A 24,880-nucleotide genomic window follows, 5' to 3' on the forward strand; every position below is an offset into this window, starting at 1 on the left:
TCGCGGCCGGCGCGGGCCCGCGGGTGCTGCGGGTGCTGGGGGTGCCTGCGGGTGCTGCGAATTCTGCGGGCTCTAGAGATCCAGGCCGGTGAGGACCATCACCCGCTCATAGGTGTAGTCGTCCATCGCGAAGCGCACGCCCTCCCGGCCCACACCGGACTGCTTGGTGCCGCCGTAGGGCATCTGGTCGGCCCGGTAGGACGGCACATCGCCGATGATCACGCCGCCGACCTCCAACTCGCGGTGCGCGCGGAAGGCGGTGCGCACGTCGTGCGTGAACACCCCCGCCTGCAGCCCGTACTGCGAGTCGTTGGCCGCCGCGAAGGCCGCCGCCTCGCCCTCGACGCGGGTGACGGTCAGCACCGGCCCGAAGACCTCCTCGCAGGAGACCTGGACATCGGACGGCACGTCCGCGAGCACGGTCGGCGCGTACGTGGCACCGTCCCGCTCGCCGCCGGCGAGCAGCGTGGCGCCCGCGCCCACCGCCTCCTCCACCCAGGACTCGACGCGCTTGGCCGCGTCCTCGCTGACCAGCGGGCCGACATCGGTGGCCGGGTTCGACGGGTCGCCGGTCACCTGCTCCTTGACGGCCGCGACGATCCGGGGCACCAGCCGGTCGTACACCGAGGCGTCGGCGATGACGCGCTGCACGGAGATGCAGGACTGGCCGCCCTGGTAGTTGGAGAAGGTCGCGATCCGGCTCGCGGCGTGGTCGAGGTCGGCGTCCGAGGACCAGTCGGCGAGGACGATCGCCGCGCCGTTCCCGCCGAGTTCGAGCGTGGTGTGCTTGCGCGGCGCGGAGTCGAGGATCGACCAGCCGACCGGGCCGGAGCCGGTGAAGGAGATGACCGGCAGCCGCTCGTCGCGCACCAGGGCGGGCATCCGGTCGTTCGGGACCGGCAGGACGCTCCAGGAACCGGCGGGCAGCTCGGTCTCGGCGAGCAGCTCGCCCAACAGCAGCCCGGAGAGCGGGGTGGCCGGGGCCGGCTTGAGGATGATCGGGGCGCCCACGGCGAGCGCCGGGGCGACCTTGTGCGCGCACAGGTTCAGCGGGAAGTTGAACGGGGCGATGCCCAGCACCGCGCCGCGCGGGAAGCGGCGGGTGAGCGCGAGCCGCCCGGCGCCGCCCGCGTCGGTGTCCAGGCGCTGCGCCTCGCCGCCGTTGAAGCGGCGCGCCTCCTCGGTGGCGAACCGGAAGACGGAGACGGCGCGCCCGACCTCGCCGCGCGCCCACTTGAGCGGCTTGCCGTTCTCGGCGGAGATCAGCTGGGCGATCTCCTCGGCCCGTTCGGCCAGCCGCCGCTGGACGTGCTCCAGCGCCGCGGCCCGGACGTGCGCCGGGGTGGCGGCGAACTCGGCCCGTACGGCGTGCGCCGCGGCCACCGCCTCCTCGACCTGGGCCTCGGTCGGGACACTCGCCGTGCCGACGAGCCTGCCGTCCCAGGGGGAGGTGACATCGAGGGTGTCGTCGCCGGTCGCCTGTCGGCCGGCCAGCCAGAACGCGTGGGTGTGGGTCACAGCGGATCCCGGCCCTTCCGAGGTGGTGGGAATGGTGCGGTGCGGTGTGCCTGCGGGGGTGCGGCACGGTGTGCGGGTGCGGGGTGCCGCACACCACGTTAGGGGCGGCGGCGCCGATTGGCGTTTGTCCGCGGTGGAGCGGTGCGCCGGTACGGCTAGGACGCTTCGGCGTGCCGTCCGGTCCGACCGCCGGGCTCGCGGCGCCGGCCGGCTCGCCCGCGGACCCGCGGCACCGTCTCCGCGGGCCGGCCCGCGCCCGCCCGCGGCCTCACTCCCCGCTGGTCGCCTTGAGGGCGAGCCAGAGTTCCATCCGGGCGTCCGGGTCGTCCAGGGAGCGCCCGAGGATCTCCTCCACCCGGCGCATCCGGTAGCGCAGGGTGTGCCGGTGCACGCCCAGGTCCGCGGCGGCCGCGTCCCACTGGCCGTGCCGGGAGAGCCAGGCGCGCAGCGAGGCGACGAGGTCGCCGCGGCCCGTGGCGTCGTGCTCCCGGAGGGGGCGGAGGGTGCCCTCGGCGAACGCCCGAACGGCGTCGTCCGCGAGCAGGGGCAGCACCGAACCGGCCGCGACCTCCTCGTGCTCGACGAGCACCCGGCCGCGGCGGCGGGCCACCGACAGCGCCTGCTCCGCCTGCCGGTAGGCGGACACGGCGGCGATCGGCCCGGTGGGGGCGGACAGGCCGACGGCGAACGCCGCCACGGACGCCGTACCGCGCTCCCCGCGGCGCCGGGCCGAGCCGCGCCCCGCGCCCTCGTACTCCTCCGCCAGCCGCTCGCAGGCGGCGACCGCGGCGCCGCCGTCCGCGGCGAGCACGACCAGCCGGTCGCCGTCGGGCACGACGAGGAGATGCTCCCCGCTCCGGGCCGCGGCCGTCTCCAGGGAGTCGGCGAGCCGGCCGAGCGGGTCGGGGGACGCGGCTCCGTCGCCGCCGGCGGGCGACGCGTCCGGGGTCTGCGGGCCGGCGCGTTCCGCGGCGAGCACTCGGAAGGGGGCGTCGAGCAGGGCACCGTAGAGACTTCCGGCGACCGTGCGGGCGTGGTCCGGCTCGCCCGCCAGCAGCATCCGCAACACGGCCGCACCGAGCCGCTGTTCGGCCGCGGCCAGGGTGCGCGAGCGTTCGGCCGTGAGGGTCAGCAGGGCGACGGCCGAGTTGACGGCGTAGCGCTCGGCGGTGCCCAGCGGGGCGCCGGTGCCGACCGCCAGGACGCCCTGGGCGCGCCGGCCGCTGCCCAGCGACTGCAGTTCGACCCGGTCGGCGCCGCCGTCCTCCTCACCGGTACCGCCGGTGACGGCGCTGGCCGGAGCGGGCCGCTCGCGCAGCCGTTCGACGTCGGTGGTCAGCCGGGCCGCGCGCCGTGCGGCCCACTCGGGTGCCGCGGCGACCACGGCGCCGGACATGTCGTAGAGGGCGGCCCAGCCGCCGACGTGCGCGGCGAGCCGGGCCAGCAGCGCCTCCGGGCCCTCCGGACCGAGCGCCGCGCGGGTCAGCTCGCGCTGGGCCTCGAAGCCGGCGGTGACGGCCTGGTACTGCTCGGCCGCGATGGCAGCCGAGACGGCCTTGCTGATCGCGATGAACGGGGTCCGGCGCGGCACCTCCAGCAGCGGCATGCCCTCCTCCGCCGCAGCCGTCACCAGCGCTTCCGGGATGTCCTCGTAGTTGACGCCGACGGCGAAGCCGAGCCCGACGACCCCCGCCCCGGCGAGCCGGCGGACGTAGGCCCGCATCTCCTCCGCGTTCTCGGCGTCCAGCTTGAGCGCGGTGACGAGCAGCAGTTCGCCGCCGTCGAGATACGGCACCGGGTCGGCCAGTTCGCTGGCGTGGGCCCAGCGGACCGGCGTCTCCAGCCGCTCCTCCCCCGCGCGGACGGCGAGCTTGAGCGCGGGATGGGCCACGAGGGAGGCGAGCGTCGGGGGCATGGGTCCTTCACGGGAAGCGAGGTGACGCGGGACCGAATAGGCCGTCCCGTATGAACGGCATGGGCCGATTCTGCCTCATTGGAGGGATGCCGCGCAGCCCGCCGTCCGCTCCGGACCGCTCCGGTCAGCTCCGGTCAGCTCCGCAGTCCTGGCCGGCCCCGGTCCGCTCCGGTCCGCTCCGGTCCACCCCGGTCAGCTCCGCAGATCCACCAGGAGCGGCGGCGTGTGCTCACCGCGTGCCGTGGTCAGCGAGACCACCGCGTGCTCCGGCGGCAGCGAGTGCGCCAGCTCGGAGGCCGACCAGCGCTCCCGCTCCACCTGACGGACCGTCACCGACTCGCTGGTGACGGCCCGTCCGGTGACCAGCCGCCGGATGACGTGCACGACGCGGGTGAGCGGTTCATCGGTGATGATCTGCCGGTTGGTGACGTCCCGCGCCTCCACCCACTCCTTGCCCCAGACCTCGGCGAAGCGCGCGCCGTCCCAGGTCGTCACCCCGGCGAAGGCCATCCGGCAGCCGACCGTGCCCAGCAGGGTGCTGCGCAGCGCCTCGGGCACGTCGTCGAGGGTCCGCAGGGTGAGCAGGACCCCGGCGTTGGCGGAGCGCAGCCGCTGGATGCCTCGGAGCGACTCGGCGGTGACGGTGTCGGAGGCGTCGTGGAGGACCAGGCAGGCGAACAGCGACCGGTCGGCGCGGCCCGCGGCGCACTCGGTGAACTGGGCGAGCACCAGCCGCGCCAGGATGCGGGAAGCCTCGGCGTGGCCGCGTTCGGGGAGGTCGATGCGGACCCGCAGCGGGTGGTCGAGGGAGCGCAGCGAGAAGGGGCGACTGCCCTCACCGGTGGCGAAGAAGGACGCGAAGGCGGGCCGGTCGAGCAGCGCCAGCCGGTCGGCGAGCAGCGCGCAGGCGTCGTCGGCACGCCCGGACTGCCGTTCGCGGGCGTCGAGTTCCCGGGCCTGGGCGAGCTGCCCGGTGTCCTTCAGGACGCCGCGGAGCGCGCCGAGGGCGGCCGCCGATCCGTCGAGCAGCTCGCGGAGTTCGGGGACGGAGGGGAAGCGGCCGTGGGCGGCCCGGAAGGGGCCGAGCAGCTGGGCCAGCGCCGTGGAGGCCCGGCGGGCGCCGCCGCCGGGGTGGGCGGCGGCGAGGTCGCCGATGAGGGCCTCGGCGAGGATGCCGGCGGCCTCGTCCGGGTCGGTGGTGCCGCCGTACAGGTCGAGGTCGTGGGCCGAGTCGGGGCGTCCGATGCGGATGACGACGTCGAAGAAGCCGTCCGGGGCGAGCTGGGCACCCGAGGCGCCGACGGCCACGACGGCCGTCCGGCCGGTCAGCGCCTGCAGGCAGAGCGACTCCAGCACGGGCCGCACCAGCCGGCCGGTCTTCCCCGCACCGGGCGGGCCGACCGCGAGCAGCGAGGTGCCCAGCAGCTCCGGCGCCAGGGCGAAGCCCGCCCCGCGGTGCCGGTAGGGGTTCCGCCGGTCGTCGGCGGCGGTACCGAGGCGGACCTGGCCGGCGGCCAGGTCGTGCCGGGCCGTGCGGACCGGCAGATCACGGGCGCCGGACGGGTGGAGGCAGGCGGCGGCGCCGTGCCGCAGCACGGTGTCGGTGAAGGCGGGCAGCCGCTCCGGCCGGCCGCTCACTCCGGTCCAGGCGCGCCGGATGCGGGCGTAGTCCACGTCCGTCAGCCGGCCCGCGCGGGCCTCGGCGGCCAGCCGGTCGGCGGCGTCGGGTGCGCCGCCGGAGCGGAGTTCGGGCCACTCGGCGGGGTCGGCCTCCGGCGGGGGCGGCGGGGCCTGCCGGTCCCCGTCGTCCCACAGCCTGCGCAGCAGCGGTGCGACCCAGCGCCGGTACAGCTCCGGCCAGCGGCCGAGACGTCCGAAAACCACGACGAGCCCGGTGGCGAACAGGCCGTAGTAGATGTACGCGGCCCAGACGTACGCCAGGTGGTTGCCGCCCGCCGCGCGCCAGGAGTCGGGGGTGAAGAGCAGCAGCGGCCAGAGCCAGTAGTCGCCGAGGTAGCCGTTCCAGCACAGCGACCAGATGAGCCAGCCGCAGAGGAACGAGATGAGGGCGCCGCTGAGCAGGGAGCGGCCGGGGATGCGCTCGGGCTCCTCCGGCGGCCGCGGCCGGTGGCCGTGGCGCCAGATGCCGGGCGGGGTCTCGGGGCGCGGGGCGCGCACCCAGTCGAGGAAGGGCGGGGGCGGGCCTCCCGGGGGCGGGCCTCCCGGGGCCGCGCCGTCGCCGCCACCACCGCCGTGACCGGCGTGGCGGGCGTAACTGTCCTGGCCGCCGGGCAGGCCGCCCGGCGCGGGCGGCGCGGGCGGGCCCGCCGGGTGCGGCCCGGGGGCGGCCGGGGCTCCGCCGGCCACCGGACGCGGGGACGGCACGGGCGCCGGGAGAACGGACGGCGGCGGGGGCGGCGGGCCGGCGGGCGGGACCGCGGGAGGCGGTACCGCGCCCGGGTGCCCGGTGCCCCGGCGGCCGTCGTGTGCGCCTTCGGTGTCCATCTGCCGCCTCTCGCCCCCTGACCCGCCAACCGGCCTGCTGTTCCTACCCGTTCAATCTAGTGCCCAGGCGGACGACGTCGCCCCGCCACGGCGTTCGGCACTCCTCCCGAGCCCCTCGGGCGGGAGGAAACGCACCGGACGCCGCTCTTCGACGGGCGAACGCCGCCCACCGGGACACCGGCCCGCGCCCCGGCCCGCCGCGCCCGCCACAGGCGCTCGGCCCGCGTACCGGCCGACGTGATGGGCTGGATCCGCACGCGTCCCGCGCCAGTGGCCGGACGAACCCGGCACACCACCGCACCGTGCCCCGCCGCGGCCCCGTTCCTCCGCCGGGGTCGCGCACCCGCCCGGCGCCCTCTCCCGCACCGGCGGCCGGACGAACCGGGCACGCGTCCCGGGGCCGTCGCCCGGCCCGGCGTCCGGCCCCCCGTCCGCCGCGAAGGTGCCGCCGCGGACAACGGGACACGCGCAGCGCTACCGATCGGAGCATGCCCCGGGCCGCCGCCCGCCCCTAGCCTGCGGAGTACGTGCCCGATCCGGGCATTCCGCCGGACTTGCCGCACCCCCGCGCGGGCGTCGTCCCCCGCCGACCGCGCGCAGGGGCGCGGCGCCCCCGGACAGCGCCGCCACGGACCAGCCGCCACGGACAGAGGAGATCACCATGACCGCGACCACCGGAGGCCCCTCGCTCCCGCAGGAGCGCCGCGTCGTCACCACCATCCCCGGCCCCAAGTCCCGGGAGCTGCAGGCCCGCCGGACCGCCGCGGTCGCCGCGGGCGTCGGCTCGGTCCTGCCCGTCTTCACCACCCGCGCCGGCGGCGGCGTCATCGAGGACGTCGACGGCAACTCGCTGATCGACTTCGGCTCCGGCATCGCGGTGACCTCGGTCGGCAGCAGCGCCGAGGCCGTGGTGCGCCGGGCCTCCGCCCAGCTCGCCGAGTTCACCCACTCCTGCTTCATGGTGACGCCGTACGAGGGCTACGTGGAGGTCTGCGAGAAGCTGGCCGAGCTCACGCCCGGCGACCACGCCAAGAAGTCCGCGCTCTTCAACTCCGGTGCGGAGGCGGTGGAGAACGCGGTGAAGATCGCCCGCGCGTACACCCGGCGCCAGGCCGTCGTCGTCTTCGACCACGGCTACCACGGCCGCACCAACCTCACGATGGCGCTGACCGCCAAGAACATGCCGTACAAGCACTCCTTCGGGCCGTTCGCCCCCGAGGTGTACCGGGTGCCGGTGGCCTACCCCTACCGCTGGCTCACCGGCCCCGAGCACTGCGCCGAGGAGGCCTCGGCCCAGGCCATCGACATGATCAGCAAGCAGATCGGGGCGGAGAACGTCGCCGCGATCGTCATCGAGCCGCTGCTCGGCGAGGGCGGTTTCATCGAGCCGGCGAAGGGATTCCTGCCGCGGATCGCCGAGTTCGCGAAGGCCAACGGCATCGTGTTCGTCGCGGACGAGATCCAGTCCGGCTTCTGCCGCACCGGCCAGTGGTTCGCCTGCGAGGACGAGGGCATCGTGCCCGACCTGATCACGACCGCCAAGGGCATCGCGGGCGGCCTGCCGCTGTCGGCCGTCACCGGCCGCGCCGAGATCATGGACGCGGCGCACAGCGGCGGCCTCGGCGGCACCTACGGCGGCAACCCGGTCGCCTGCGCGGCGGCGCTCGGCGCGATCGAGACCATGCGCGAGCTGGACCTCAACGCCAGGGCGCGGCGCATCGAGGAGGTCATGAAGCCGCGCCTCCTCGCCCTGCGGGAGAAGTACGAGGTGATCGGCGACGTGCGCGGGCGCGGCGCGATGCTCGCCATCGAACTGGTGCGCCCCGGCTCCAAGGAGCCGGCCCCGGACACGACCGCGGCGCTGGCCAAGGCCTGCCACGCGGAGGGTCTGCTGGTGCTGACCACGGGCACCTACGGCAACGTCATGCGCTTCCTGCCGCCTCTGGTGATCGGCGAGGAGCTGCTGAACGAGGGCCTGGACATCCTCGACGGCGCGTTCGCCGGCCTCTGAGACCGCGCGAACGGCGTCGGACAGGGCTGCGGCGGGGCTGCGCCGGGGGTGTTACCTGCGGCTACAGTCCTCCCCCGTGAAGAATGTGTGCGGAGCCCATGGCGGACGGGTGATCCGGCTGTCCGGCCGCCTTCCGGTGCCGTACGGTCGTCCGCAGATGAGAGAAACACCCCGTCCGCGGATCTCCGCGGACGGCGCCGGACCGGCGCCTCCCCAGCACCGGACCGGCCGTGCCCTCGCGCACACCGGAGCCCTGGGCTCCGGGATTCTCCACCGGTCGGACGGCCGCCCGCCCCAAACCCCCCGGGGCGCGCGGCACACCGGTCGTTGCGGCCGCTTCGGAACAACCCCCCCTGTTCCGGAGCGGCCGCTTCCGCCGTTCCGCCGCCTTCCGGCGCCGCCGGCTCCCCGCGGCCTCCTCTCCCCGCTCTCCCTGCTGTCCTTGCTGCTCTTCGCCGCGGTCACCTGGCAGGTGGCGGCCGGCGGTCCGCTGCGCGGGCTGGACGAGCGCGCCGGCGCGGCCCTGGCCCGGCCGGACGGCGACAGTCCCGGCGATGCCGTCGCGGAGTTCGCGGCGGACCTCGGCCATCTGCCGGTCGCCGCCGCCGTGCTCGCCCTGGCCGCCGTCATCGCCGTCCTCCTCGGCCGGCAGCGCGCCCGGGCGGAGCGGCGGATACGTGAAGGCGCGCCCGCGGGCGCGCGCGGAGAGGGAGAGGCGGACGGAACGGCGTACGCGCCCGGCGCACGGCATCCGTGGATGCCACCGTCGGCGGCGGCCACCGCGCTGGCTGCCGTCCCCGCGCTCGTCGTCCCCCTCAAGGCGTGGACGGCCCGCCCGGGCCCCGACGGGCTGCCGCTCGCCGCGGGCGAGGGCTTCTACCCCTCGGGCCACACGGCGACGGCCACCGTGGCCTACGGCGCCGCAGCCCTGCTGCTGTGGCCGTACCTGCGCCGGACCGCGGCCCGCCGTCTGGCGGTGGCGTTCGCACTCCTGCTGAACGCGGCCGTCGGCGCGGGGCTGGTGGTGCGCGGTTACCACTGGCCGCTGGACGTCCTGGGCAGCTGGCTGCTGTTCGGACCGCTGCTGTGGGCCCTCAGCGGTGCCCTCACCGGTCGTTCCCGCGGGCCAGCCCGGCGGCGGCCTCGTGCAGCGCGAGCTCCAGCAGCACCGGATCGTTGAGCGTCCCCGCCGCGTCGGGGGGCACGACCCAGCGCACACCGCCCGTCGCCACCCCCGGATAGGGCACGACGACCCAGGTGCCGCGGCCCGCGGCGCGCATCCCCGTACCGACCCAGCGCTCGGCGGTGCCCGGCGGGACGAAGAAGCCCGTCCGCTCGTCCCCGAAGTCGGCGAGCACCGGGCCGGGCCGGTCGATGCGGCGGCGGAGCACCTCCAGCGCCGGGAAGCCCAGCTGCCCCGGCAGGATGAGGACGTCCCAGCGGCTGCCCGCGGGGAGCAGCACCACCCCCAGCGGATTCCGCTCCCACTCCCGGCGGCACGCCGCCGGGTCGGGTGCCGCCGAGACGAGCCACTCGACCGCACCGTCGTCCGCCCCCGTGTCGCGCATGCAGAGCGCCTCCTCGTGTCCCCATGTGATGACGTGACGGTTGAGGAGAGAGCGGGAGCCGCCAATCGTCACACCTGCCGGAGCGGCGGATCACCCGATAACGGCCCGGATGCCCGCAAAGAATCTCACCAAGGCCACGGAAGCCGCCCTTCCGGGCCGGAACGGACGAATGAGGCCGTGCCGTGCGCGTCCCGCGCGAGGAGGGCGGCCGGCCACCGGGCGGCCCCGTCCGTTCCCCCGCCTACGATGATCCTGCTCCGGCCACCCCGGAGCACCCGCCGCCCGGCCGTACCCAGGAGGACCGATGACCGATCTGCAGCCCTTCATCGCGGGACTGCCCAAGGCCGAGCTGCACGTCCACCACGTCGGCTCCGCCTCGCCGCGCATCGTGTCCGCCCTGGCCTCCCGGCACCCCGACTCCCCGGTGCCCACGGACCCCGAGGCGCTGGCCGACTACTTCGTCTTCCGCGACTTCGCCCACTTCATCGAGGTCTATCTGTCGGTCGTGGACCTGATCCGCGACGCGCAGGACGTCCGGCTGCTGACCTACGAGGTCGCCCGCGACATGGCCCGGCAGAACATCCGCTACGCCGAACTGACCGTGACCCCGTACAGCTCCACCCGCCGGGGCATCCCCGACGCCGAGTTCGTCGAGGCCATAGAGGACGCCCGCACGGCCGCCGAGGCCGAGCTGGGCGTGGTGCTGCGCTGGTGCTTCGACATCCCCGGCGAGGCGGGCCTGGAGGCGGCCGAGGAGACCACCCGGATCGCGGTGGAGCAGCAGTGCGAGGGGCTGGTGTCGTTCGGGCTGGGCGGGCCCGAGATCGGCGTGCCCCGGCCCCAGTTCAAGCCGTACTTCGACCGGGCCATCGCGGCCGGGCTGCGCAGCGTCCCGCACGCGGGCGAGACCACGGGCCCGCAGACCATCTGGGACGCGCTGCGCGACCTGCGCGCCGAGCGCATCGGCCACGGCACGAGCGCCACGCGGGACCCCCGGCTGCTGGAGCACCTGGCCGAGCACCGCATCCCCCTGGAGGTCTGCCCGACCTCCAACATCGCCACCCGCGCGGTCACCGACCTCGAACAGCACCCGGTGAAGGACATGGTGGCGGCCGGGGTCCTGGTCACCGTCAACAGTGACGACCCGCCGATGTTCGGCACCGACCTCAACACCGAGTACGGCGTCGCGGCCCGCCTGCTCGACCTCGACGAGACGGGCCTCGCCGCCCTCGCCAAGAACGCGGTCGAGGCGTCCTTCCTCGACCCGGCGGGCAAGGCGAAGCTGGCCGCCGAGATCGACGCCTACACGGCGGAGTGGCTGCGCCGGTAACGACGCCGACGGCCCGCGCCCGGCTCCGGACCGGGGGCGGGCCCTCTTGCCGCCCCCGCTCCCACGGTGGGCTCAGTCCCGGGGGAACTGGTCGGTCTCCAGCGTCCAGTCCATCCCGAGCGGGGACAGGTCGAGCTTCTCACCGAAGTCCACGGTGAGCTCGCTCTCGTACTCCTCGCCCTCGGGGCGGCCATGAGCGTGGCACTTACCGGTGTACGGGTCCGCGATGACGTAGACGGGAACCCCGGCGCGGGCGTAGGCGCGCTTCTTCTTGCCGTAGTCGTTCTCCCGTGTGTCCCGGGAGATCACCTCGGCCACGAACTCGATGTCGCCGCAGCTCCAGCGCCGCTTCGCATCCTGCCGTGCCTCGTCCGAGAGCTTGACGACGTCCGGCGCGAACCCGTTGCGGCCGCCCGGAAAGTCGATCCGCACATCCGACTTGACCTTGACGTGCATCCCGAACCGGTCCTCCAGCATGCGGACGATCCAGCGGATGATCTCCCAGTGCGCGTCCCGCTGTGGCGACATCTGGATGGCCCCCTCGACGATCTCGACCTTGTAGCCCTCGGGGACGGGCATTCGCTCCAGCAGCTCGAACATCTCGTCGAGGCTGAGCTCGTCGCTGTCGGCCATCTCGATCCTGTCGGTCAGCTCGATGGTCACGGTGCCGCTCCTCCCCGCCACGCTCCTCACGGCGTGGCCGGGAAGGACAACGATACGCACGGCGGACCGGACACGGGCCCGGGTGCGACGCTGGAGGCGGGCGGGCCGGTCGGCGCCGCCCCACCACCCTCGGTCACCGCGTTACCCCCGGGGGCAGAGCGCGCCGCGGGACTGCCACCGCTGGCGGCGGGTACGCGCGGAAGCGCACGGGCGGGCCGGCCGCCGGCGCGCCAGGGCACCGTGGGTGCCACGACGGATGAAATGGATCGGGCATGTTTGTCTTCTTCTCGAACCGGAGCGGATGCCTCGGCTCGCTGCTGATCAGCCTCGTCGGCACGGCCGGCCGTGCTGTTCCTGGTCCTGTACTCCTGCCAGCGCGTCTGAGGCCGTCGAGGACGGGGCGGGCCGGATCGCGGCGTCAGCCGGCGGGCACCAGGGTGAGGTGGGCCAGGCCGAGGACATCGCGGTAACCGGTCAGCCAGGAGGTGCGCTGCCGGTCCACGCGCTCGCGGGTCTCCGCTGCGAGCGGGTGGTCCGGGTGGGCGGCGAGCCACGTCTCCGTACCGGCCCGGTAACCGGACTCGAACTCCTCCCACTCGTCCCGGTTCGCCGTCTCGATCCACTCGGGACGGACCCCGGCTTCGAGCGCCGCCTCGACCAGTCCCGCCAGGTCGTGGTGGTCGTCCGCCGAGGCGCCGGACCACATGGCGGCCAGCTCGCCGCCGGTGGGCGGGCGCTCCCAGTAGCCCTCCCCGTAGAACACGCGCCCGCCGGGAGCGACCAGCCGGCGCAGCTCGCGGAGGGCGGTGGCGGTGACGGCGACTCCGGACGGCTCGGTGTCCCCGGCGAGGGCCTGGCCGGCGCCGGTGCACAGCACGAGATCGGCCGGCCCGCGCATGGTCCCGGCCGCGGACTCCTCGATGAACTCCACCCGGTCGGCCAGCCCTCGGGAGCGGGCGTTCTCCCGGCCCCGGGCCAGATCCTCCGCGTTGATGTCGAGACCGGTCCCGGTGGCTCCGGGCACGGCGCCGAGCACGCGCAGCATCAACTCGCCCCAGCCGCAGCCGATGTCGAGGACGGTCGCGGGGCGGTGCCGGCCGAGTCGCTCGACGAGCCGCGCGGCGCGCGCCTCGGAGAGCGGGCCGTGGAAGGTCAGGCGGGGCAGCCGTGGCGGAAGACCGTTCGCAGACATGCGCCGGACCCTACGGGCAGCGGGAGCGGGACGAAACCGGTTATCCGCGGACCGCGCCGGCCTCCCGGAGCCGGCTCCCCCCGGCGAATCCGGGCGAAGGTCGCCGGCCGCCCGGAGACCGGCCCGGGACCGCCGGGTTCCGGAGGCCCGGCCCCGCCCGGGATCCGGGATCCGCGTCCGGACCGGCACCGCCACGGCCGCCCCGGACCGGCGGCCGTGGCCCCGGCGCGGCCGTGGAGACGTCGCGTGCCGCGCCGCGGCTCAGCTGTCCAGCGACGTCATGACGTGCTTGATCCGGGTGTAGTCGTCGAAGCCGTACGCCGACAGGTCCTTGCCGTAACCGGACTTCTTGAAGCCGCCGTGCGGCATCTCCGCGACCAGCGGGATGTGGGTGTTGATCCACACGCAGCCGAAGTCCAGGGCCCTGGACATGCGCATGGCGCGGCCGTGGTCCTTCGTCCACACCGAGGAGGCGAGGGCGTACTCGACGCCGTTCGCGTACTCCAGCGCCTGCTGCTCGTCCGTGAAGGGCTGGACGGTGATGACCGGGCCGAAGACCTCGTTCTGGACGATCTCGTCGTCCTGCTGCAGGCCGGATACGACGGTCGGGGCGTAGAAGTAGCCCCGCTCGCCGACCCGGTGGCCGCCGGCCTCGACCTTGGCGTGCGCGGGGAGGCGCTCGATGAAGCCGCTCACCTTCGCGAGCTGGTCGGCGTTGTTGAGCGCCCCGTAGAGGACGTCCTCGTCGTCCGGCTGCCCGGTCTTCGTGTCCGCGGCGGCCTTGGCGAGGGCGGCGACGAACTCGTCGTGCACGGACTGGTGGACGAGGACGCGGGTGGCGGCGGTGCAGTCCTGGCCCGCGTTGAAGAAGCCCGCCTCGGTGATGCCCTCGACGGCCTTGGCCAGGTCGGCGTCCTCGAAGACGACGACGGGTGCCTTGCCGCCCAGCTCCAGGTGGACTCGCTTGACGTCCTTGGCGGCGCTGGCGGCGACCTCCGTACCGGCCCGGACCGAGCCGGTGATGGACGCCATCGCGGGCACCGGGTGCTCGACCATCAGCCGGCCGGTGTCGCGGTCGCCGCAGACGACGTTGAAGACGCCCTTGGGGAGGACGGAACCGAGGATCTCGGCGAGCAGCACCGTCGAGGCGGGAGTGGTGTCGGAGGGCTTGAGGACGACCGTGTTGCCCGCGGCGAGCGCCGGGGCGAACTTCCAGACGGCCATCATCATCGGGTAGTTCCACGGCGCGACCTGCGCGCAGACACCGACCGGCTCCCGGCGGACGAAGGAGGTGAGCCCCTCCATGTACTCGCCGCCCGAACGCCCCTCCAGCATCCGCGCCGCGCCCGCGAAGAAGCGGACCTGGTCGATCATCGGCGGGATCTCCTCGGAGCGGGTGAGCCCGAGCGGCTTGCCGGTGTCCCGGCACTCGGCCTCGATCAGTTCCTCGGCGCGCTCCTCCATCGCGTCGGCGATCTTGAGCAGGGCCTTCTGCCGGTCCGCGGGTACCAGGTCCCGCCAGGCCGGGAAGGCGGCCTCGGCGGCGGCCATGGCGGCGTCGACGTCGGCGGCGCCGGACAGCGGGGCGGTGGCGTACACCTCGCCGGTGGCCGGGTTGACCACGTCGGTGGTCCGGCCGTCGGCGGCGTCCCGGAACTCCCCGTCGATGTAGTTGCGCAGACGACGCAGTTCGGTGGTCACGTGCCACCCCTCCCTGTCGGTGTCCAATGGGTGAGACACCCACCCTAAACGCTCGCCCGGCCATCGCAGCAGGGGGCGGCTCCGGCCGCCTCCGCGGCCTCCCCCGGCGCGCTCCCCGGGGTCTCCTGGACCCGCCCGCCGCACGGGCCGCGACCCCGCCCGGAAGCCCGTACGGAGCCGCGCCGGGAAACGCCGTCCGGGAGCCGCCCCGGGCCCCGCCGCGGCCACGGCACCCCGCCCGACCGTGCCGATCCCCGGGGACGGTCCGCGCGCCGTCCATCCGATCGGACGAAAAAACGGCGCATGTCCCACCCCGGTGCGGTGCCGCGGCCCTCCACTCCTTACCGTTCCAGGCACCGAGGGGGCTCCGCCCCACCCACCCGGCCGGCCGGAGGCCGGACCGCTCACACAAGCCGAGGTGCTCGCCATGGTGGCCCCGCCGGACCACGACGTTCTCCGGGCAGAAGCCCTGCACTACGCGACCTGCGGCACACCCGTGCTCGCCGGGGTCTCCCTGGGAGTCCGGGAGGGCGAGATCCTCGCCGTCACCGGCCCCCGGGGCAGCGGCAAGACGACCCTGCTGCAGTGCCTCTCCGGGCGCCTCGTACCGGACAGCGGGCAGGTGTGGTTCCGCAGCTCCCCCGTGCACCCCCTCGGAGCGGCGGCCCGCGAACGGCTGCGCCGCGAGAGCTTCGGCTGGATCGGCACCGAGCCGCAACTCGTGCCGGAACTCACCGGCTGGGAGAACGCCGCGCTGCCGCTGCTCCTGCGCGGCACCACCCCGCGCGCCGCCCGTGCGGCGGCCCTCGACTGGCTGGAGCGGCTCGACGCCGGCGACTGCGCCCGCGGCCGGCCGGCGTCCCTGACGCAGGCGCAGCGGCAACGGGTGGCCCTCGCCCGCGCGCTGGCCGCGCAGCCGTCGGTGCTCTTCGCCGACGACCCGACGGTCCGGCTGCACAGCGCGGACCGCGCCCTGGTGCTGCGCATCCTCACCACGGCGGCCCGTTCGCACGAGATCACGGTCGTGCTGGCCACCCACGACACCGAGGTCGCCGCGCACGCCGACCGCCGGTTCGCGCTGCTCGACGGCCACCCGGCCGAGGCTCCCGCCCCGGGCGGCACCGGCGCCCGCGACGGCGAGAGCGAGGGCGAGGGCCCGGCCGACGGCAACGACGACACCGAGGGGCGAACGACGTGCTCGCTCTCCGTCTAGCCCGTGGCGCCCGCCCGGCCGCCCAGACGCGCCGGCTGGCGGTTGCCGCGGCCTCCGCGGGTGTGGGCTTCCTGCTGCTCAGCAGCCTGGGCCAGGCGGCCGCGCACCCGGCCGGGGCCGGCGCCTCGGCCGTCCGGCTGCTGTGGTGCGCGCTGCCGCTGGCGGCGGCCGTCCAGCTGGCCGTGGCCGCCGCCCGCGCCGATCACGGCACCGAGCCCCGGCGGAACCTGTACGCGGCCGGGTTCGGGCCCGCACGGCTGGCGCTGCTCGCGGCCACCTCGACCGTCGTCTCCTGCGTGCTCGGCGGTGCCGGGGCGGCGCTGGTCTTCCTGCTGCTCCGCGGGGACCTCGGCCTTCCCGCCGTGCCCGGTGCGGAAGAGGCCCTGGGGGCAGGGGTGCCGCTTCCGTTCCCGGCCGTGCTCACCCTGCTCACCGTGGTCCCGGCGGCGGCCGGCGCCGCCACCGCGCTCGCGCTGCGCCTCCGCCCGGGGCCTACGGAACACGGGGACCACGGCACCGGCCACGGTCCGGCCGGGCCGCGCTCCGCCCTGCAGGCCCTGCCCTGGGGGGTCGCCCTGACGGCGGCGGGGCTGGCGCTGGGGTCGTACACCGGCCGCGCGGGCCCCCCGGGCGGCGAGCCCCCGCTCCCCGGACACCTGGACGGCATCCCGCCGGGCGCGGTCGCCGGCTGGGCCCTCGTCGCGGTCGGCCTGGTGACGGCGCTCCCCGGGCTGACGCACCTGAGCGGGCGGCTGCTGGCCGCGGGCCGGCCGGGCGCGCTGCGGCTGCTGGCGGGCCGGTTCCTGCAGGCGGAGGCCGAGCGGATCGGCCGGCCGCTGGGTGTTCTGTGCGCGGTGGCCGCCGGCGCGCTCGCCGCGGACCGGCTGTACGGCGGATCCGGGCCGGCCGCCGTCGCCTCGTTCGGCCCGCTCCTCGTCCTCGGGGCGGCGCTGGTGGTGGCGTGCGTGACGCTGACCGTGGTCATCACGGCCCTGGAGTCGCGGGCCGAACGCGCCGGCACCACCGATGCCCTGCTGCACATCGGTGCCCCGGTGGCGCTGCTGCGCCGCGCGGTCGCGCTCCGCGCCGTCGTGATGACCGCCGTGGTGGCCCCGGTCAGCTGGGCCGTCGCCACCCTCGCCACCCTGCCGCTGCTCTCCTGACGCCGAAGCCGCCGGGTCCCCGCCGCCGTGCCCGGCGGAGGGGCCCGGGGCAGGGCTCATCAAGGGCTCATCACGGGCTCATCAGGGCTGGTCCCCGGCGGCCAGGACCACCACGTCCCCCGCGCTGAAGGCCGCGCCCACCTCCGTGCCGGTCTCCGGGGCGTCCCGCAGGGCGCAGGACGCCTCCAGGGGCGGGCCCGTCTCGGGGCGGAGCAGCAGGGAGACGTGGTCGCCGCGGAAAGTGCGGGCGGCGACGGTGCACCGCAGGCCGTCCGCGGCCGGCACCAGCCGGACTCCGGTGGGGCGGACGAGCAGCAGGCGCGTGCCCCGGCCGGAGCCCGGCTCCACCGGCAGCCGGCCCCATGGGGTGTCGGCGGCCCCGTCGCGCACCATCCCCTCGATCACGTTGTCGAAGCCGAGGAAGCGGGCGACGAACTCCGAGGCGGGCCGGCGCCAGACCTCCAGCGGCGTGCCGGTCTGGGCGACACGGCCCTCCCGCATCACGACCACCCGGTCGGCGAGGGCGAAGGCCTCGCTCTGGTCGTGGGTGACCGCCAGCACGGTCGTCCCCAGCCGGCGGAACAGGTCGCGCAGTTCGACGACCAGGCGCTCGCGGAGCGTCCGGTCGAGCTGGCCCAGCGGCTCGTCCAGCATCAGCAGCCGCGGTTCCGGGGCCAGGGCGCGCGCCAGGGCCACCCGCTGCTGCTCGCCGCCGGACAGCGAGGCCACCGCGCGCTTCCGGGCGTCGGGCAGCCCGACGAGGTCGAGGAGACCGTCCACGCGGCGGTCGGCCTCGGCCCGCGGCACCTTGCGCATGCGGAGGCCGAAGGCGACGTTGCCGCCGACGTCCCGCTGCGGGAAGAGCTGGTGGTCCTGGAACATCAGTCCGACGCCGCGCCGGTGCGCGGGCACCCCGGCCTGGTCACGGCCCGCGAGAGTCACCCGGCCCGCGTCCGGCCGCTGCAGCCCGGCCACCACGCGCAGCAGCGTGGATTTGCCGCTGCCGCTCGGACCGAGCACGCACACCGTGCGGTGCTCCGGGACCTCCAGGTCCACGGCGTCGAGCACGGCGCGGCCGCCGAAACGGACGGTCACCCCGGCCAGCCTCAGCAGGGCGGGCGGGACGGCCGGGGCGGCCCCGGTGTCGCGGGAGGAGCCGGGGGCCCCGGCACGGACGGTGCCGGGCGCCGTACCCGGTGCGGTGTCGGACGGCATGTCAGAACTCCCCGGTGCCGGAGCGGTCGGTGCGGACGCGTTCGAGAAGCAGCAGGGACACCGCGCACACCAGCATCAGGATCGTGCTGAGCGCCATCGCCTGCCCGTACGGCAGGGCGCCGGCCCGGCCCAGCAGCCGGGCCACGGCGACCGGAAGGGTGAGGGTGTCCGCGCGGGCGATGAAGACGGTCGCGCCGAACTCCCCGAGGGAGACGGCGAAGGCGAAGCCCGCGGCGACGAGCAGGGCCCGCCGCACCAGGGGCAGGTCCACCTCGCGCCAGGCGCGCAGCGGGGAGGCGCCCAGCACGGCGGCCGCCTCCCGCAGCCGCGGATCGACCGCGCGCAGGACGGGCAGCATGGTGCGGACGACGAACGGCACTCCGACCAGCGCCTGTGCGAGCGGCACCAGGATCCATGTGGACCGCAGGTCGAGGGGTGGCTCGTCGAGCGCGATGAGGAAGCCGAAGCCGACCGTCACCGCCGAGGTGCCCAGCGGCAGCATCAACAGCGCGTCGAAGCCCCGTACGAGCCGTCCGGCCCGCCGGGTCAGGGCCGCCGCGGCCAGACCGCCCACCACCAGGGCGATCAGGGTGGCCACCGCCGCGAACGCCAGGGAGTTCCCCACGGCCTCCAGCGGCGCCACGGTGAACGTCCCGCCCTCCTCGGACCCCAGCGCCCGGTAGAAGGCGAAGCCGTAGCCGTCCGGCCCGTCCAGCGAGCGCTCCACGAGCACCCCCAGCGGCAGCAGGAGCAACAGCCCGACGACGGCCGCCGTGGAACCCAGCAGCGTCCACTGGCCGGCGCCGCGCGGACGGCGGGCGGTGTGCGCGGGATCGGCCAGCCGCAGCGCGCTCTCGCGCCGCCGCACCGTCCGGGCGTGCAGCAGGAGCAGACCGCCGGCGGCGCAGAACTGCAGCAGCGTCAGCACGGCCGCCGTCGGCAGGTCGAGCAGCTGAGCGGTCTGCCGGTAGATCTCGGTCTCCAGGGTCGAGTAGCGCGGACCGCCGAGAATCTGGACCACTCCGAAGGAGGTGAAGGTGAACAGGAAGACCATCAGCGCCGCGGCGGCGACGGCGGGCGCCAGCGCGGGCAGGGTGATCCGGCGCCAGGCGGCGAGGCGGCTCGCGCCGAGCACCCGCGCGGCCTCCTCCTGGCGCGGGTCGAGCTGCGCCCACAGACCGCCGACCGTCCGGACGACGACGGCGTAGTTGAAGAACACGTGAGCGAGCAGGATCGCCCACACCGTGGTGTCCAGCCGGACGCCCCACAGCTCGTCCAGCAGCCCGCCGCGGCCCAGCAGCGCCAGGAAGGCCGAACCGGCCACGACGGTGGGCAGGACGAACGGCACCACCACCAGGGCCCGCAGCAGCCGCTTGCCGGGAAAGTCGAGACGGGCGAAGACATAGGCGCCCGGCAGCGCGACGGCCAGGGTCAGCGCCGTGGACGCCGCGGCCTGCCACGCGGTGAACCAGAGCACGTCGAGGACGAGCGGGTCCGTGAGCACCGCGCCCGCCCGGCCGAACTGCCACCGCCCCCCGTCGCGGAGGCCGCGGGCCACGATCGCGGCCACCGGGTGGACGAAGAACAGCGCGAAGAAGGCCACCGGGACGGCCATCAGCGCGAGCCGGAACCCGGTGCCGGAGAAGCGGCCCGGAACCCCGCGTCCCGGCCGCCCCGCCCGTGACGGCGGAGGCGGCGGAGCGTGCGGTGCCGGGGACGGAGACGGGGAGGGGCCCGCCTCCGTCCCGGAGGTCACCTCGGGACGAGCCGGGACCATGCCTTGACCCACCGCTCACGGTTCTCGGCGATCTTCTCGGGGGGCAGCGACGCGGGCTTCTCGATCTTCTCCCCGTACCGGGTGAAGACCTCCGGCAGCTTGACGTCCGACCGCGCCGGGTGGACGAACATCTGCAGCGGCACGTCCTCCTGGAAGGTCTCGCTCAGCAGGAAGTCCAGCAGTTCCTTGCCGCCCTCGGGGTTCTCCGCGCCGTCCAGCAGCCCGGCGAACTCGGTCTGCCGGAAGCAGGTGCCCTTCGCCACCCCCGTCGGCCCCTCCTCGGGCAGCGGGTCCTGTCCCAGCACCTCGGCGGGCGGGCTGGAGGCGTACGAGACGACGAGCGGCTTGTCGCCCTTGCCCTTGCCGCCGCCGGAACCGGAGAAGCGGTCGTTGTACGCCTGCTCCCAGCCGTCCACCACCTCGACGCCGTTGGCCTTCAGCTTCTTCCAGTAGTCCTGCCAGCCGTCGTCGCCGTACTCGGCCGCGGTGGCGAGGAGGAAGCCCAGCCCCGGCGAGGAGGTGGCGGCGTTCTCGGTGACCAGCAGGTCCTTGTAGGCCGGCTTCACCAGGTCGTCGAGGGTCTCCGGCGGCGCCAGCCGCTGCTTCTCGAACCAGCCGCGGTCGTAGTTGACGCAGATGTCGCCGAAGTCGACGGGCGTGACCCGGTGCTCGCTCCGGTCGAGCTGGAGCTCCTCCGGGACCTTCTCCAGGCCCCTGGCCTCGTACGGCGCGAAGACCCCGTGGTCGAGGGCGCGCGAGAGCAGGGTGTTGTCGACACCGAAGAGGACGTCGCCCTGGGGGTTGCCCCGGGACAGCACGGCCTGGTTGACGGTGGTGCCGGCGTCGCCGCCCCGCAGGACCTCGACCTTGCGGCCGGTCTGCTCGGTGAACTCCTTCAGCACGTCGTCGGAGACGGCGAACGAGTCATGGGTGACCAGCGTGACGGCCGCCGGCACGCCGCCGTCCTTCCCGGCCGGATCACCGGAGCCGCCGCACGCGGCGAGCGAGGTGATGCCCAGCGCGGTGACGAGCAGCGCGGCCGCGGACCGTCCGCGCGGATGCGTGGTCATGAGTGGTGCCTCCCCTGAAGCGGGCAGGGCACGACAGCTTGTCGAGTGGTGACCGAACTCCCTACGCCGGTATGACCCGGTTCAGGTTCGAGGGTCTGCGGCTGCTGCCGCACTCTCAGCGCTGTGCGCTCCCCTGTCGGAATAGACGTTCGAAAACGACGATATCAGCGCTCCGCGGCGGCCAGCTGACCGCATGCGCCGTCGATCTCCTGGCCGCGGGTGTCCCGGACGGTCACCGGCACCCGGTGCGCCTCCAGCGCGGCCACGAACGCCTTCTCGTCCTCGGGGCGCGAAGCCGTCCACTTCGAGCCGGGCGTCGGGTTCAGCGGGATGAGGTTCACGTGCACCCGGCGGCCCTTGAGCAGCCGGCCGAGCAGATCGCCCCGCCAGGCCTGGTCGTTGATGTCCCGGATCAGCGCGTACTCGATGGAGATCCGGCGGCCGGACTTCTCGGCGTACTCCCAGGCCGCGTCGAGCACTTCGCGCACCTTCCACCGGGTGTTGACCGGCACGAGGGTGTCGCGGAGCTCGTCGTCCGGGGCGTGCAGCGAGACCGCGAGCCGGCAGGTGAAGCCCTCGTCGGCGAACCGCAGCATCGCCGGGACCAGGCCGACGGTGGAGACGGTGATGCCGCGCTGCGACAGCCCGAGGCCGTCCGGCGCGGGGTCGGTGAGCCGCCGGATGGCGCCGACGACGCGGTTGTAGTTGGCGAGCGGCTCGCCCATCCCCATGAAGACGATGTTCGACAGCCGGGCCGGCCCGCCGGGGATTTCCCCGTCCCGCAGCGCCCGCATGCCGTCGACGATCTGGTGCACGATCTCGGCGGTGGACAGGTTGCGGTCGAGACCGGCCTGGCCGGTGGCGCAGAAGGGGCAGTTCATCCCGCAGCCGGCCTGCGAGGAGACACACATGGTCACCCGGTCCGGGTAGCGCATCAGGACCGACTCGACGAGCGTGCCGTCGAAGAGCCGCCACAGCGTCTTGCGGGTGGTGTCGTCGTCGCAGCTGATGTGCCGTACGACGCTCATGAGGTCGGGCAGCAGCTCGGCCGCGAGCTTCTCGCGGGCGGCCGCGGGGATGTCCGTCCACGCCGCCGGGTCGTCGGCGTACCGGGCGAAGTAGTGACGCGAGACCTGGCCGGCCCGGAACGGCTTCTCGCCGATCGCCGCCACGGCGTCACGGCGCTCGGCGGGGCTGAGGTCGGCAAGATGCCGCGGCGGCTTCTTGGCCCCGCGCGGCACGGCAAAGGTGAGTTCTCCGGGCTTAGGCATGATTCCTCCAGTGTCGCAGACGCGACGGAGTGCCCCGGAGCCCCGCGGAGGGGGTCCCGGTCACCGGCCGCGGCCCGCCCGCCCGATACGCCTGCGAGGCCCCCGCCGGACCGCTCCGGCAGGGGCCTCGCACGCGTCGTCGTGCCCGGTTCAGCCGGAGCCCGTGAAGACCACCAGCAGCAGCCACGCCACCGGAGCGGTGGGCAGGAGTGAGTCCAGGCGGTCCATGATCCCGCCGTGGCCGGGGAGCAGCGTGCCCATGTCCTTGATCCCGAGGTCCCGCTTGATCATGGACTCCCCGAGGTCGCCCAGGGTGGCGCTGCCCGCGACCGCCAGGCCGAGCAGCAGGCCCTCCCACCAACTGCCGCCGTCGATCAGGAACTCCACGCACAGCGCGCCGGCCACCATGGAGAAGCCGACCGCCCCGAGGAGCCCCTCGCGCGTCTTGCCGGGGCTGATGCGCGGGGCGAGCTTGTGCGTGCCGAAGCGCCAGCCGACGGCATAGGCACCCGTGTCGCTGACCACGGTGAGCACCAGGAAGACCAGCACCCACCAGGCCCCGTCGTCCGCGGCCAGCATCAACGCCACGAAGGTGGCGAGGAACGGCACGTAGAACGCCGCGAAGAGACCGGCCGTGACGTCACGGAGGTAGTTCTCCGGGGCGTCCGTCATCCGCCACGCCAGGACGGCCACCGCGGTGAGCGCCATGGCCACCCACGCGCCCTCCGGGCCCCGCAGGTACCCGGCGACGACCATGGCGACGCCACCGACCGCCAGCGGCACCAGCGGCGCGCGGATGCCCTTCTGCTCGCGCAGCCGGGAGGTCAGCTCCCACAGGCCGACCACGACCGCGGCCGCGATCACGCCGACGAAGACGTCCTTGACGAAGAACAGCGAAGCGAGGATCACCGCCCCGAGGCCGACCCCCACGCCGATCGCGGCCCGCAGATCGCGGCCCGCCCGCTTGCGCGGCGGCGTGGCGGGGGACGGATGGGCGCCGACCGGCCGGTTCTCATGGACCGGGGGGCCGCTCGGTCGAGCGGCCCCCCGGCCGAGTCCGTCACGGTCGTCCTGGTCGCCGCCTGCGGGGGGCACGATGGGCATGGGCCGAGTCTGCGCCGCATCGTCCGCCCCGCGCGGGGGACCCGCCGCAGGAGGCCGCACGGGCCCCTGACCGGGCGGTCCCCCGTAGCCTGCGTGCGGCGGGGCGCCCCGGGAAGAGTCGTTCATCAGACCTCGAGCAGCTCGGCTTCCTTGTGCTTGAGCAGCTCGTCCACCTGCGCCACGTACTTCGCGGTGGTGTCGTCGAGCTCCTTCTCGGCGCGGCGGCCCTCGTCCTCGCCGACCTCGCCGTCCTTGATGAACTTGTCGATGGTCTCCTTGGCCTTGCGCCGGACGCTGCGGATCGAGATCTTCGCGTCCTCGGCCTTGTGCTTGGCGACCTTGATGTACTCCTTGCGGCGCTCCTGCGTCAGCTCGGGGAACACCACGCGGATGATGCTGCCGTCGTTGCTCGGGTTGACCCCGAGGTCGGAGTCGCGGATCGCCTGCTCGATGTTGCGCAGCGCGCTCTTGTCGAACGGGGTCACCACGGCCATCCGCGGCTCCGGGACCGAGAACGACGCCAGCTGGTTGATCGGCGTCATCGCCCCGTAGTAGTCCGCCACGATCTTGTTGAACATCGCCGGGTGCGCACGGCCGGTGCGGATCGCGGCGAAGTCCTCCTTGGCGACCACGACGGCCTTCTCCATCTTCTCCTCGGCTTCGAGGAGGGTCTCTTCGATCACCACTTGCTCCTGGTGTTATCAGTAAGCAGAGCCTCGCCCCTGCGCGCGTCTACTCCTGCACGGTGTCCGACCGGCAGGCTGTTGTCCATCCCCGTATCGGGCCGGACCTCCCGGGTCAGGCCCTGGTCGCTTGGTCGCTCACCAGCGTGCCGATCTTCTCACCCTTCACCGCGCGCGCGATATTGCCCTCGGTGAGAAGTTCGAAGACGAGAATCGGCAGCTTGTTGTCCATGCACAGGGTGATGGCGGTGGCGTCGGCGACCTTGAGGCCGCGGGTGATGACCTCGCTGTACTCGAGGGCGTCGAACTTCACCGCGTCGGGGTTCTTCCGCGGGTCCGAGTCGTAGACCCCGTCCACGCCGTTCTTGCCCATCAGCAGGGCTTGCGCGTCGATTTCGAGCGCGCGCTGGGCGGCGGTGGTGTCGGTGGAGAAGTACGGCATCCCCATGCCGGCGCCGAAGATGACGACGCGCCCCTTCTCCAGGTGCCGCACCGCCCGGAGCGGGATGTACGGCTCCGCGACCTGGCCCATCGTGATGGCGGTCTGGACGCGGGAGTCTATTCCCTCCTTCTCCAGGAAGTCCTGTAGGGCCAGGCAGTTCATCACCGTGCCCAGCATGCCCATGTAGTCGGAGCGGGCCCGGTCCATGCCGCGCTGCTGGAGTTCCGCGCCCCGGAAGAAGTTGCCGCCGCCGATGACGACGGCGATCTCGGCGCCGTCCCGGACGACGGCGGCGATCTCCCGGGCCATCTTGTGCACAACGTCCGGGTCGACGCCGAGGCCGCCCCCGCCGGCGAAGGCCTCGCCGGACAGCTTCAGCAGAAACCGGCCCCGCTGGGGACCGTGATCGGGTTTACCGGCCTTGTCGGCGTCCTGATTCATGGAGATCTCCTCGTGCACAGACGAAGAAGGCCACTGCCGTGCGGGGTCTGCTCGATCCCTCTGCGGCAATGGCCTCCTCGTCACCTCTGCGGCCGTCC

At 74.7% G+C, this 24,880-nt stretch carries 19 protein-coding genes and 1 riboswitch; of the genes, 5 read left to right on the forward strand and 14 right to left on the reverse strand.

Annotated elements, in window-relative coordinates; all coding sequences use genetic code 11:
- Window positions 1-72 precede the first annotated feature (72 nt).
- The 3 genes from IF83_RS0113905 to IF83_RS0113915 all read right to left on the reverse strand — a co-directional run bounded on the left by IF83_RS0113905 (window position 73) and on the right by IF83_RS0113915 (window position 5,938).
- A complete protein-coding gene (locus tag IF83_RS0113905) occupies window positions 73-1,518 on the reverse strand; it encodes an aldehyde dehydrogenase family protein (RefSeq protein WP_030544469.1) in 1,446 nt (481 codons plus the stop codon).
- Window positions 1,519-1,786: 268 nt separating this feature from the next.
- The gene (locus IF83_RS0113910) at window positions 1,787-3,433 is read right to left on the reverse strand and encodes a PucR family transcriptional regulator (protein WP_030544470.1); all 1,647 of its coding nucleotides are present in this window, start codon (window positions 3,431-3,433) and stop codon (window positions 1,787-1,789) included.
- Between the two features lie 192 nt (window positions 3,434-3,625).
- A complete protein-coding gene (locus tag IF83_RS0113915; protein ID WP_078843466.1) occupies window positions 3,626-5,938 on the reverse strand; it encodes an ATP-binding protein in 2,313 nt (770 codons plus the stop codon).
- 661 nt (window positions 5,939-6,599) lie between these two features.
- Here IF83_RS0113915 and gabT point away from each other — a divergent pair.
- The gene (gene gabT, locus IF83_RS0113920) at window positions 6,600-7,949 is read left to right on the forward strand and encodes a 4-aminobutyrate--2-oxoglutarate transaminase (RefSeq protein WP_030544472.1); all 1,350 of its coding nucleotides are present in this window, start codon (window positions 6,600-6,602) and stop codon (window positions 7,947-7,949) included.
- A 442-nt stretch (window positions 7,950-8,391) separates the two neighbouring features.
- Window positions 8,392-9,129: a phosphatase PAP2 family protein gene (locus IF83_RS0113925; protein WP_051722771.1), complete on the forward strand. Its 738-nt coding sequence runs from the start codon at window positions 8,392-8,394 to the stop codon at window positions 9,127-9,129.
- Here the strand turns inward: IF83_RS0113925 and IF83_RS0113930 are convergent.
- A complete protein-coding gene (locus IF83_RS0113930; protein WP_030544474.1) occupies window positions 9,056-9,517 on the reverse strand; it encodes a bifunctional DNA primase/polymerase in 462 nt (153 codons plus the stop codon). The genes IF83_RS0113925 and IF83_RS0113930 overlap by 74 nt on opposite strands.
- Before the next feature lie 304 nt (window positions 9,518-9,821).
- Between IF83_RS0113930 and IF83_RS0113935 the strand changes: the two genes are divergently transcribed.
- Window positions 9,822-10,847 carry an adenosine deaminase gene (locus IF83_RS0113935; RefSeq protein ID WP_030544475.1) on the forward strand — a complete coding sequence of 342 codons (1,026 nt, stop codon included), beginning with the start codon at window positions 9,822-9,824 and terminating at the stop codon, window positions 10,845-10,847.
- 72 nt (window positions 10,848-10,919) lie between these two features.
- Here the strand turns inward: IF83_RS0113935 and IF83_RS0113940 are convergent, their stop codons facing one another.
- The 3 genes from IF83_RS0113940 to IF83_RS0113950 all read right to left on the reverse strand — a co-directional run bounded on the left by IF83_RS0113940 (window position 10,920) and on the right by IF83_RS0113950 (window position 14,403).
- The gene (locus IF83_RS0113940) at window positions 10,920-11,510 is read right to left on the reverse strand and encodes a Uma2 family endonuclease (RefSeq protein ID WP_030544476.1); all 591 of its coding nucleotides are present in this window, start codon (window positions 11,508-11,510) and stop codon (window positions 10,920-10,922) included.
- 418 nt (window positions 11,511-11,928) lie between these two features.
- Window positions 11,929-12,702 carry an SAM-dependent methyltransferase gene (locus IF83_RS0113945; RefSeq protein ID WP_030544477.1) on the reverse strand — a complete coding sequence of 258 codons (774 nt, stop codon included), beginning with the start codon at window positions 12,700-12,702 and terminating at the stop codon, window positions 11,929-11,931.
- Between the two features lie 261 nt (window positions 12,703-12,963).
- Complete coding sequence (locus IF83_RS0113950) at window positions 12,964-14,403, reverse strand: gamma-aminobutyraldehyde dehydrogenase (protein WP_030544478.1); 1,440 nt, start codon at window positions 14,401-14,403, stop codon at window positions 12,964-12,966.
- A 427-nt stretch (window positions 14,404-14,830) separates the two neighbouring features.
- Here IF83_RS0113950 and IF83_RS0113955 point away from each other — a divergent pair, with 427 nt between their 5' ends.
- Together IF83_RS0113955 and IF83_RS0113960 are read left to right on the forward strand one after the other, a co-directional pair.
- Window positions 14,831-15,616, forward strand: coding sequence for an ABC transporter ATP-binding protein (locus IF83_RS0113955; protein ID WP_078843476.1), 786 nt, complete (start codon window positions 14,831-14,833; stop codon window positions 15,614-15,616).
- A complete protein-coding gene (locus IF83_RS0113960) occupies window positions 15,598-16,779 on the forward strand; it encodes a hypothetical protein (RefSeq protein ID WP_030544480.1) in 1,182 nt (393 codons plus the stop codon). The genes IF83_RS0113955 and IF83_RS0113960 overlap by 19 nt, the downstream gene beginning before the upstream one ends.
- Window positions 16,780-16,860: 81 nt before the next feature.
- Here the strand turns inward: IF83_RS0113960 and IF83_RS0113965 are convergent, their stop codons facing one another.
- The 7 genes from IF83_RS0113965 to pyrH all read right to left on the reverse strand — a co-directional run bounded on the left by IF83_RS0113965 (window position 16,861) and on the right by pyrH (window position 24,782).
- Window positions 16,861-17,994, reverse strand: coding sequence for an ABC transporter ATP-binding protein (locus IF83_RS0113965; RefSeq protein WP_078843467.1), 1,134 nt, complete (start codon window positions 17,992-17,994; stop codon window positions 16,861-16,863).
- Between the two features lies 1 nt (window position 17,995).
- Window positions 17,996-19,609: an ABC transporter permease gene (locus tag IF83_RS0113970; RefSeq protein ID WP_030544482.1), complete on the reverse strand. Its 1,614-nt coding sequence runs from the start codon at window positions 19,607-19,609 to the stop codon at window positions 17,996-17,998.
- Between the two features lie 137 nt (window positions 19,610-19,746).
- The gene (locus IF83_RS0113975; protein WP_030544483.1) at window positions 19,747-20,841 is read right to left on the reverse strand and encodes a thiamine ABC transporter substrate-binding protein; all 1,095 of its coding nucleotides are present in this window, start codon (window positions 20,839-20,841) and stop codon (window positions 19,747-19,749) included.
- Window positions 20,842-20,881: 40 nt separating this feature from the next.
- A riboswitch (TPP riboswitch) is annotated at window positions 20,882-20,986 on the reverse strand.
- Window positions 20,987-21,005: 19 nt separating this feature from the next.
- Complete coding sequence (rlmN, locus tag IF83_RS0113980) at window positions 21,006-22,112, reverse strand: dual-specificity RNA methyltransferase RlmN (RefSeq protein ID WP_030544484.1); 1,107 nt, start codon at window positions 22,110-22,112, stop codon at window positions 21,006-21,008.
- A gap of 150 nt (window positions 22,113-22,262) precedes the next feature.
- A complete protein-coding gene (locus IF83_RS0113985) occupies window positions 22,263-23,342 on the reverse strand; it encodes a phosphatidate cytidylyltransferase (protein ID WP_030544485.1) in 1,080 nt (359 codons plus the stop codon).
- Complete coding sequence (gene frr / locus IF83_RS0113990; RefSeq protein WP_019709818.1) at window positions 23,342-23,899, reverse strand: ribosome recycling factor; 558 nt, start codon at window positions 23,897-23,899, stop codon at window positions 23,342-23,344. Before frr ends, IF83_RS0113985 begins: the two co-directional genes overlap by 1 nt.
- Before the next feature lie 115 nt (window positions 23,900-24,014).
- Entirely contained in the window at window positions 24,015-24,782 is a 768-nt protein-coding gene (gene pyrH / locus IF83_RS0113995; protein ID WP_030544486.1) for a UMP kinase, read from the reverse strand.
- Window positions 24,783-24,880: the final 98 nt, after the last annotated feature.

The organism is Streptomyces albus subsp. albus, assembly GCF_000719865.1.
Taxonomy (GTDB): Bacteria; Actinomycetota; Actinomycetes; order Streptomycetales; family Streptomycetaceae; genus Streptomyces; species Streptomyces albus_E.

What these genes read in the sequence shown, in the direction of transcription:
- IF83_RS0113965 (WP_078843467.1), bottom strand. Translation starts at nt 17,994, where the DNA reads ATGCCGTCCGACACCGCACCGGGTACGGCGCCCGGCACCGTCCGTGCC.
- rlmN (WP_030544484.1), bottom strand. Translation starts at nt 22,112, where the DNA reads ATGCCTAAGCCCGGAGAACTCACCTTTGCCGTGCCGCGCGGGGCCAAG.
- IF83_RS0113975 (WP_030544483.1), bottom strand. Translation starts at nt 20,841, where the DNA reads ATGACCACGCATCCGCGCGGACGGTCCGCGGCCGCGCTGCTCGTCACC.
- IF83_RS0113945 (WP_030544477.1), bottom strand. Translation starts at nt 12,702, where the DNA reads ATGTCTGCGAACGGTCTTCCGCCACGGCTGCCCCGCCTGACCTTCCAC.
- IF83_RS0113935 (WP_030544475.1), top strand. Translation starts at nt 9,822, where the DNA reads ATGACCGATCTGCAGCCCTTCATCGCGGGACTGCCCAAGGCCGAGCTG.
- IF83_RS0113910 (WP_030544470.1), bottom strand. Translation starts at nt 3,433, where the DNA reads ATGCCCCCGACGCTCGCCTCCCTCGTGGCCCATCCCGCGCTCAAGCTC.
- IF83_RS0113930 (WP_030544474.1), bottom strand. Translation starts at nt 9,517, where the DNA reads ATGCGCGACACGGGGGCGGACGACGGTGCGGTCGAGTGGCTCGTCTCG.
- IF83_RS0113985 (WP_030544485.1), bottom strand. Translation starts at nt 23,342, where the DNA reads ATGAACGACTCTTCCCGGGGCGCCCCGCCGCACGCAGGCTACGGGGGA.
- gabT (WP_030544472.1), top strand. Translation starts at nt 6,600, where the DNA reads ATGACCGCGACCACCGGAGGCCCCTCGCTCCCGCAGGAGCGCCGCGTC.
- pyrH (WP_030544486.1), bottom strand. Translation starts at nt 24,782, where the DNA reads ATGAATCAGGACGCCGACAAGGCCGGTAAACCCGATCACGGTCCCCAG.
- IF83_RS0113955 (WP_078843476.1), top strand. Translation starts at nt 14,831, where the DNA reads ATGGTGGCCCCGCCGGACCACGACGTTCTCCGGGCAGAAGCCCTGCAC.
- IF83_RS0113915 (WP_078843466.1), bottom strand. Translation starts at nt 5,938, where the DNA reads ATGGACACCGAAGGCGCACACGACGGCCGCCGGGGCACCGGGCACCCG.
- IF83_RS0113970 (WP_030544482.1), bottom strand. Translation starts at nt 19,609, where the DNA reads ATGGCCGTCCCGGTGGCCTTCTTCGCGCTGTTCTTCGTCCACCCGGTG.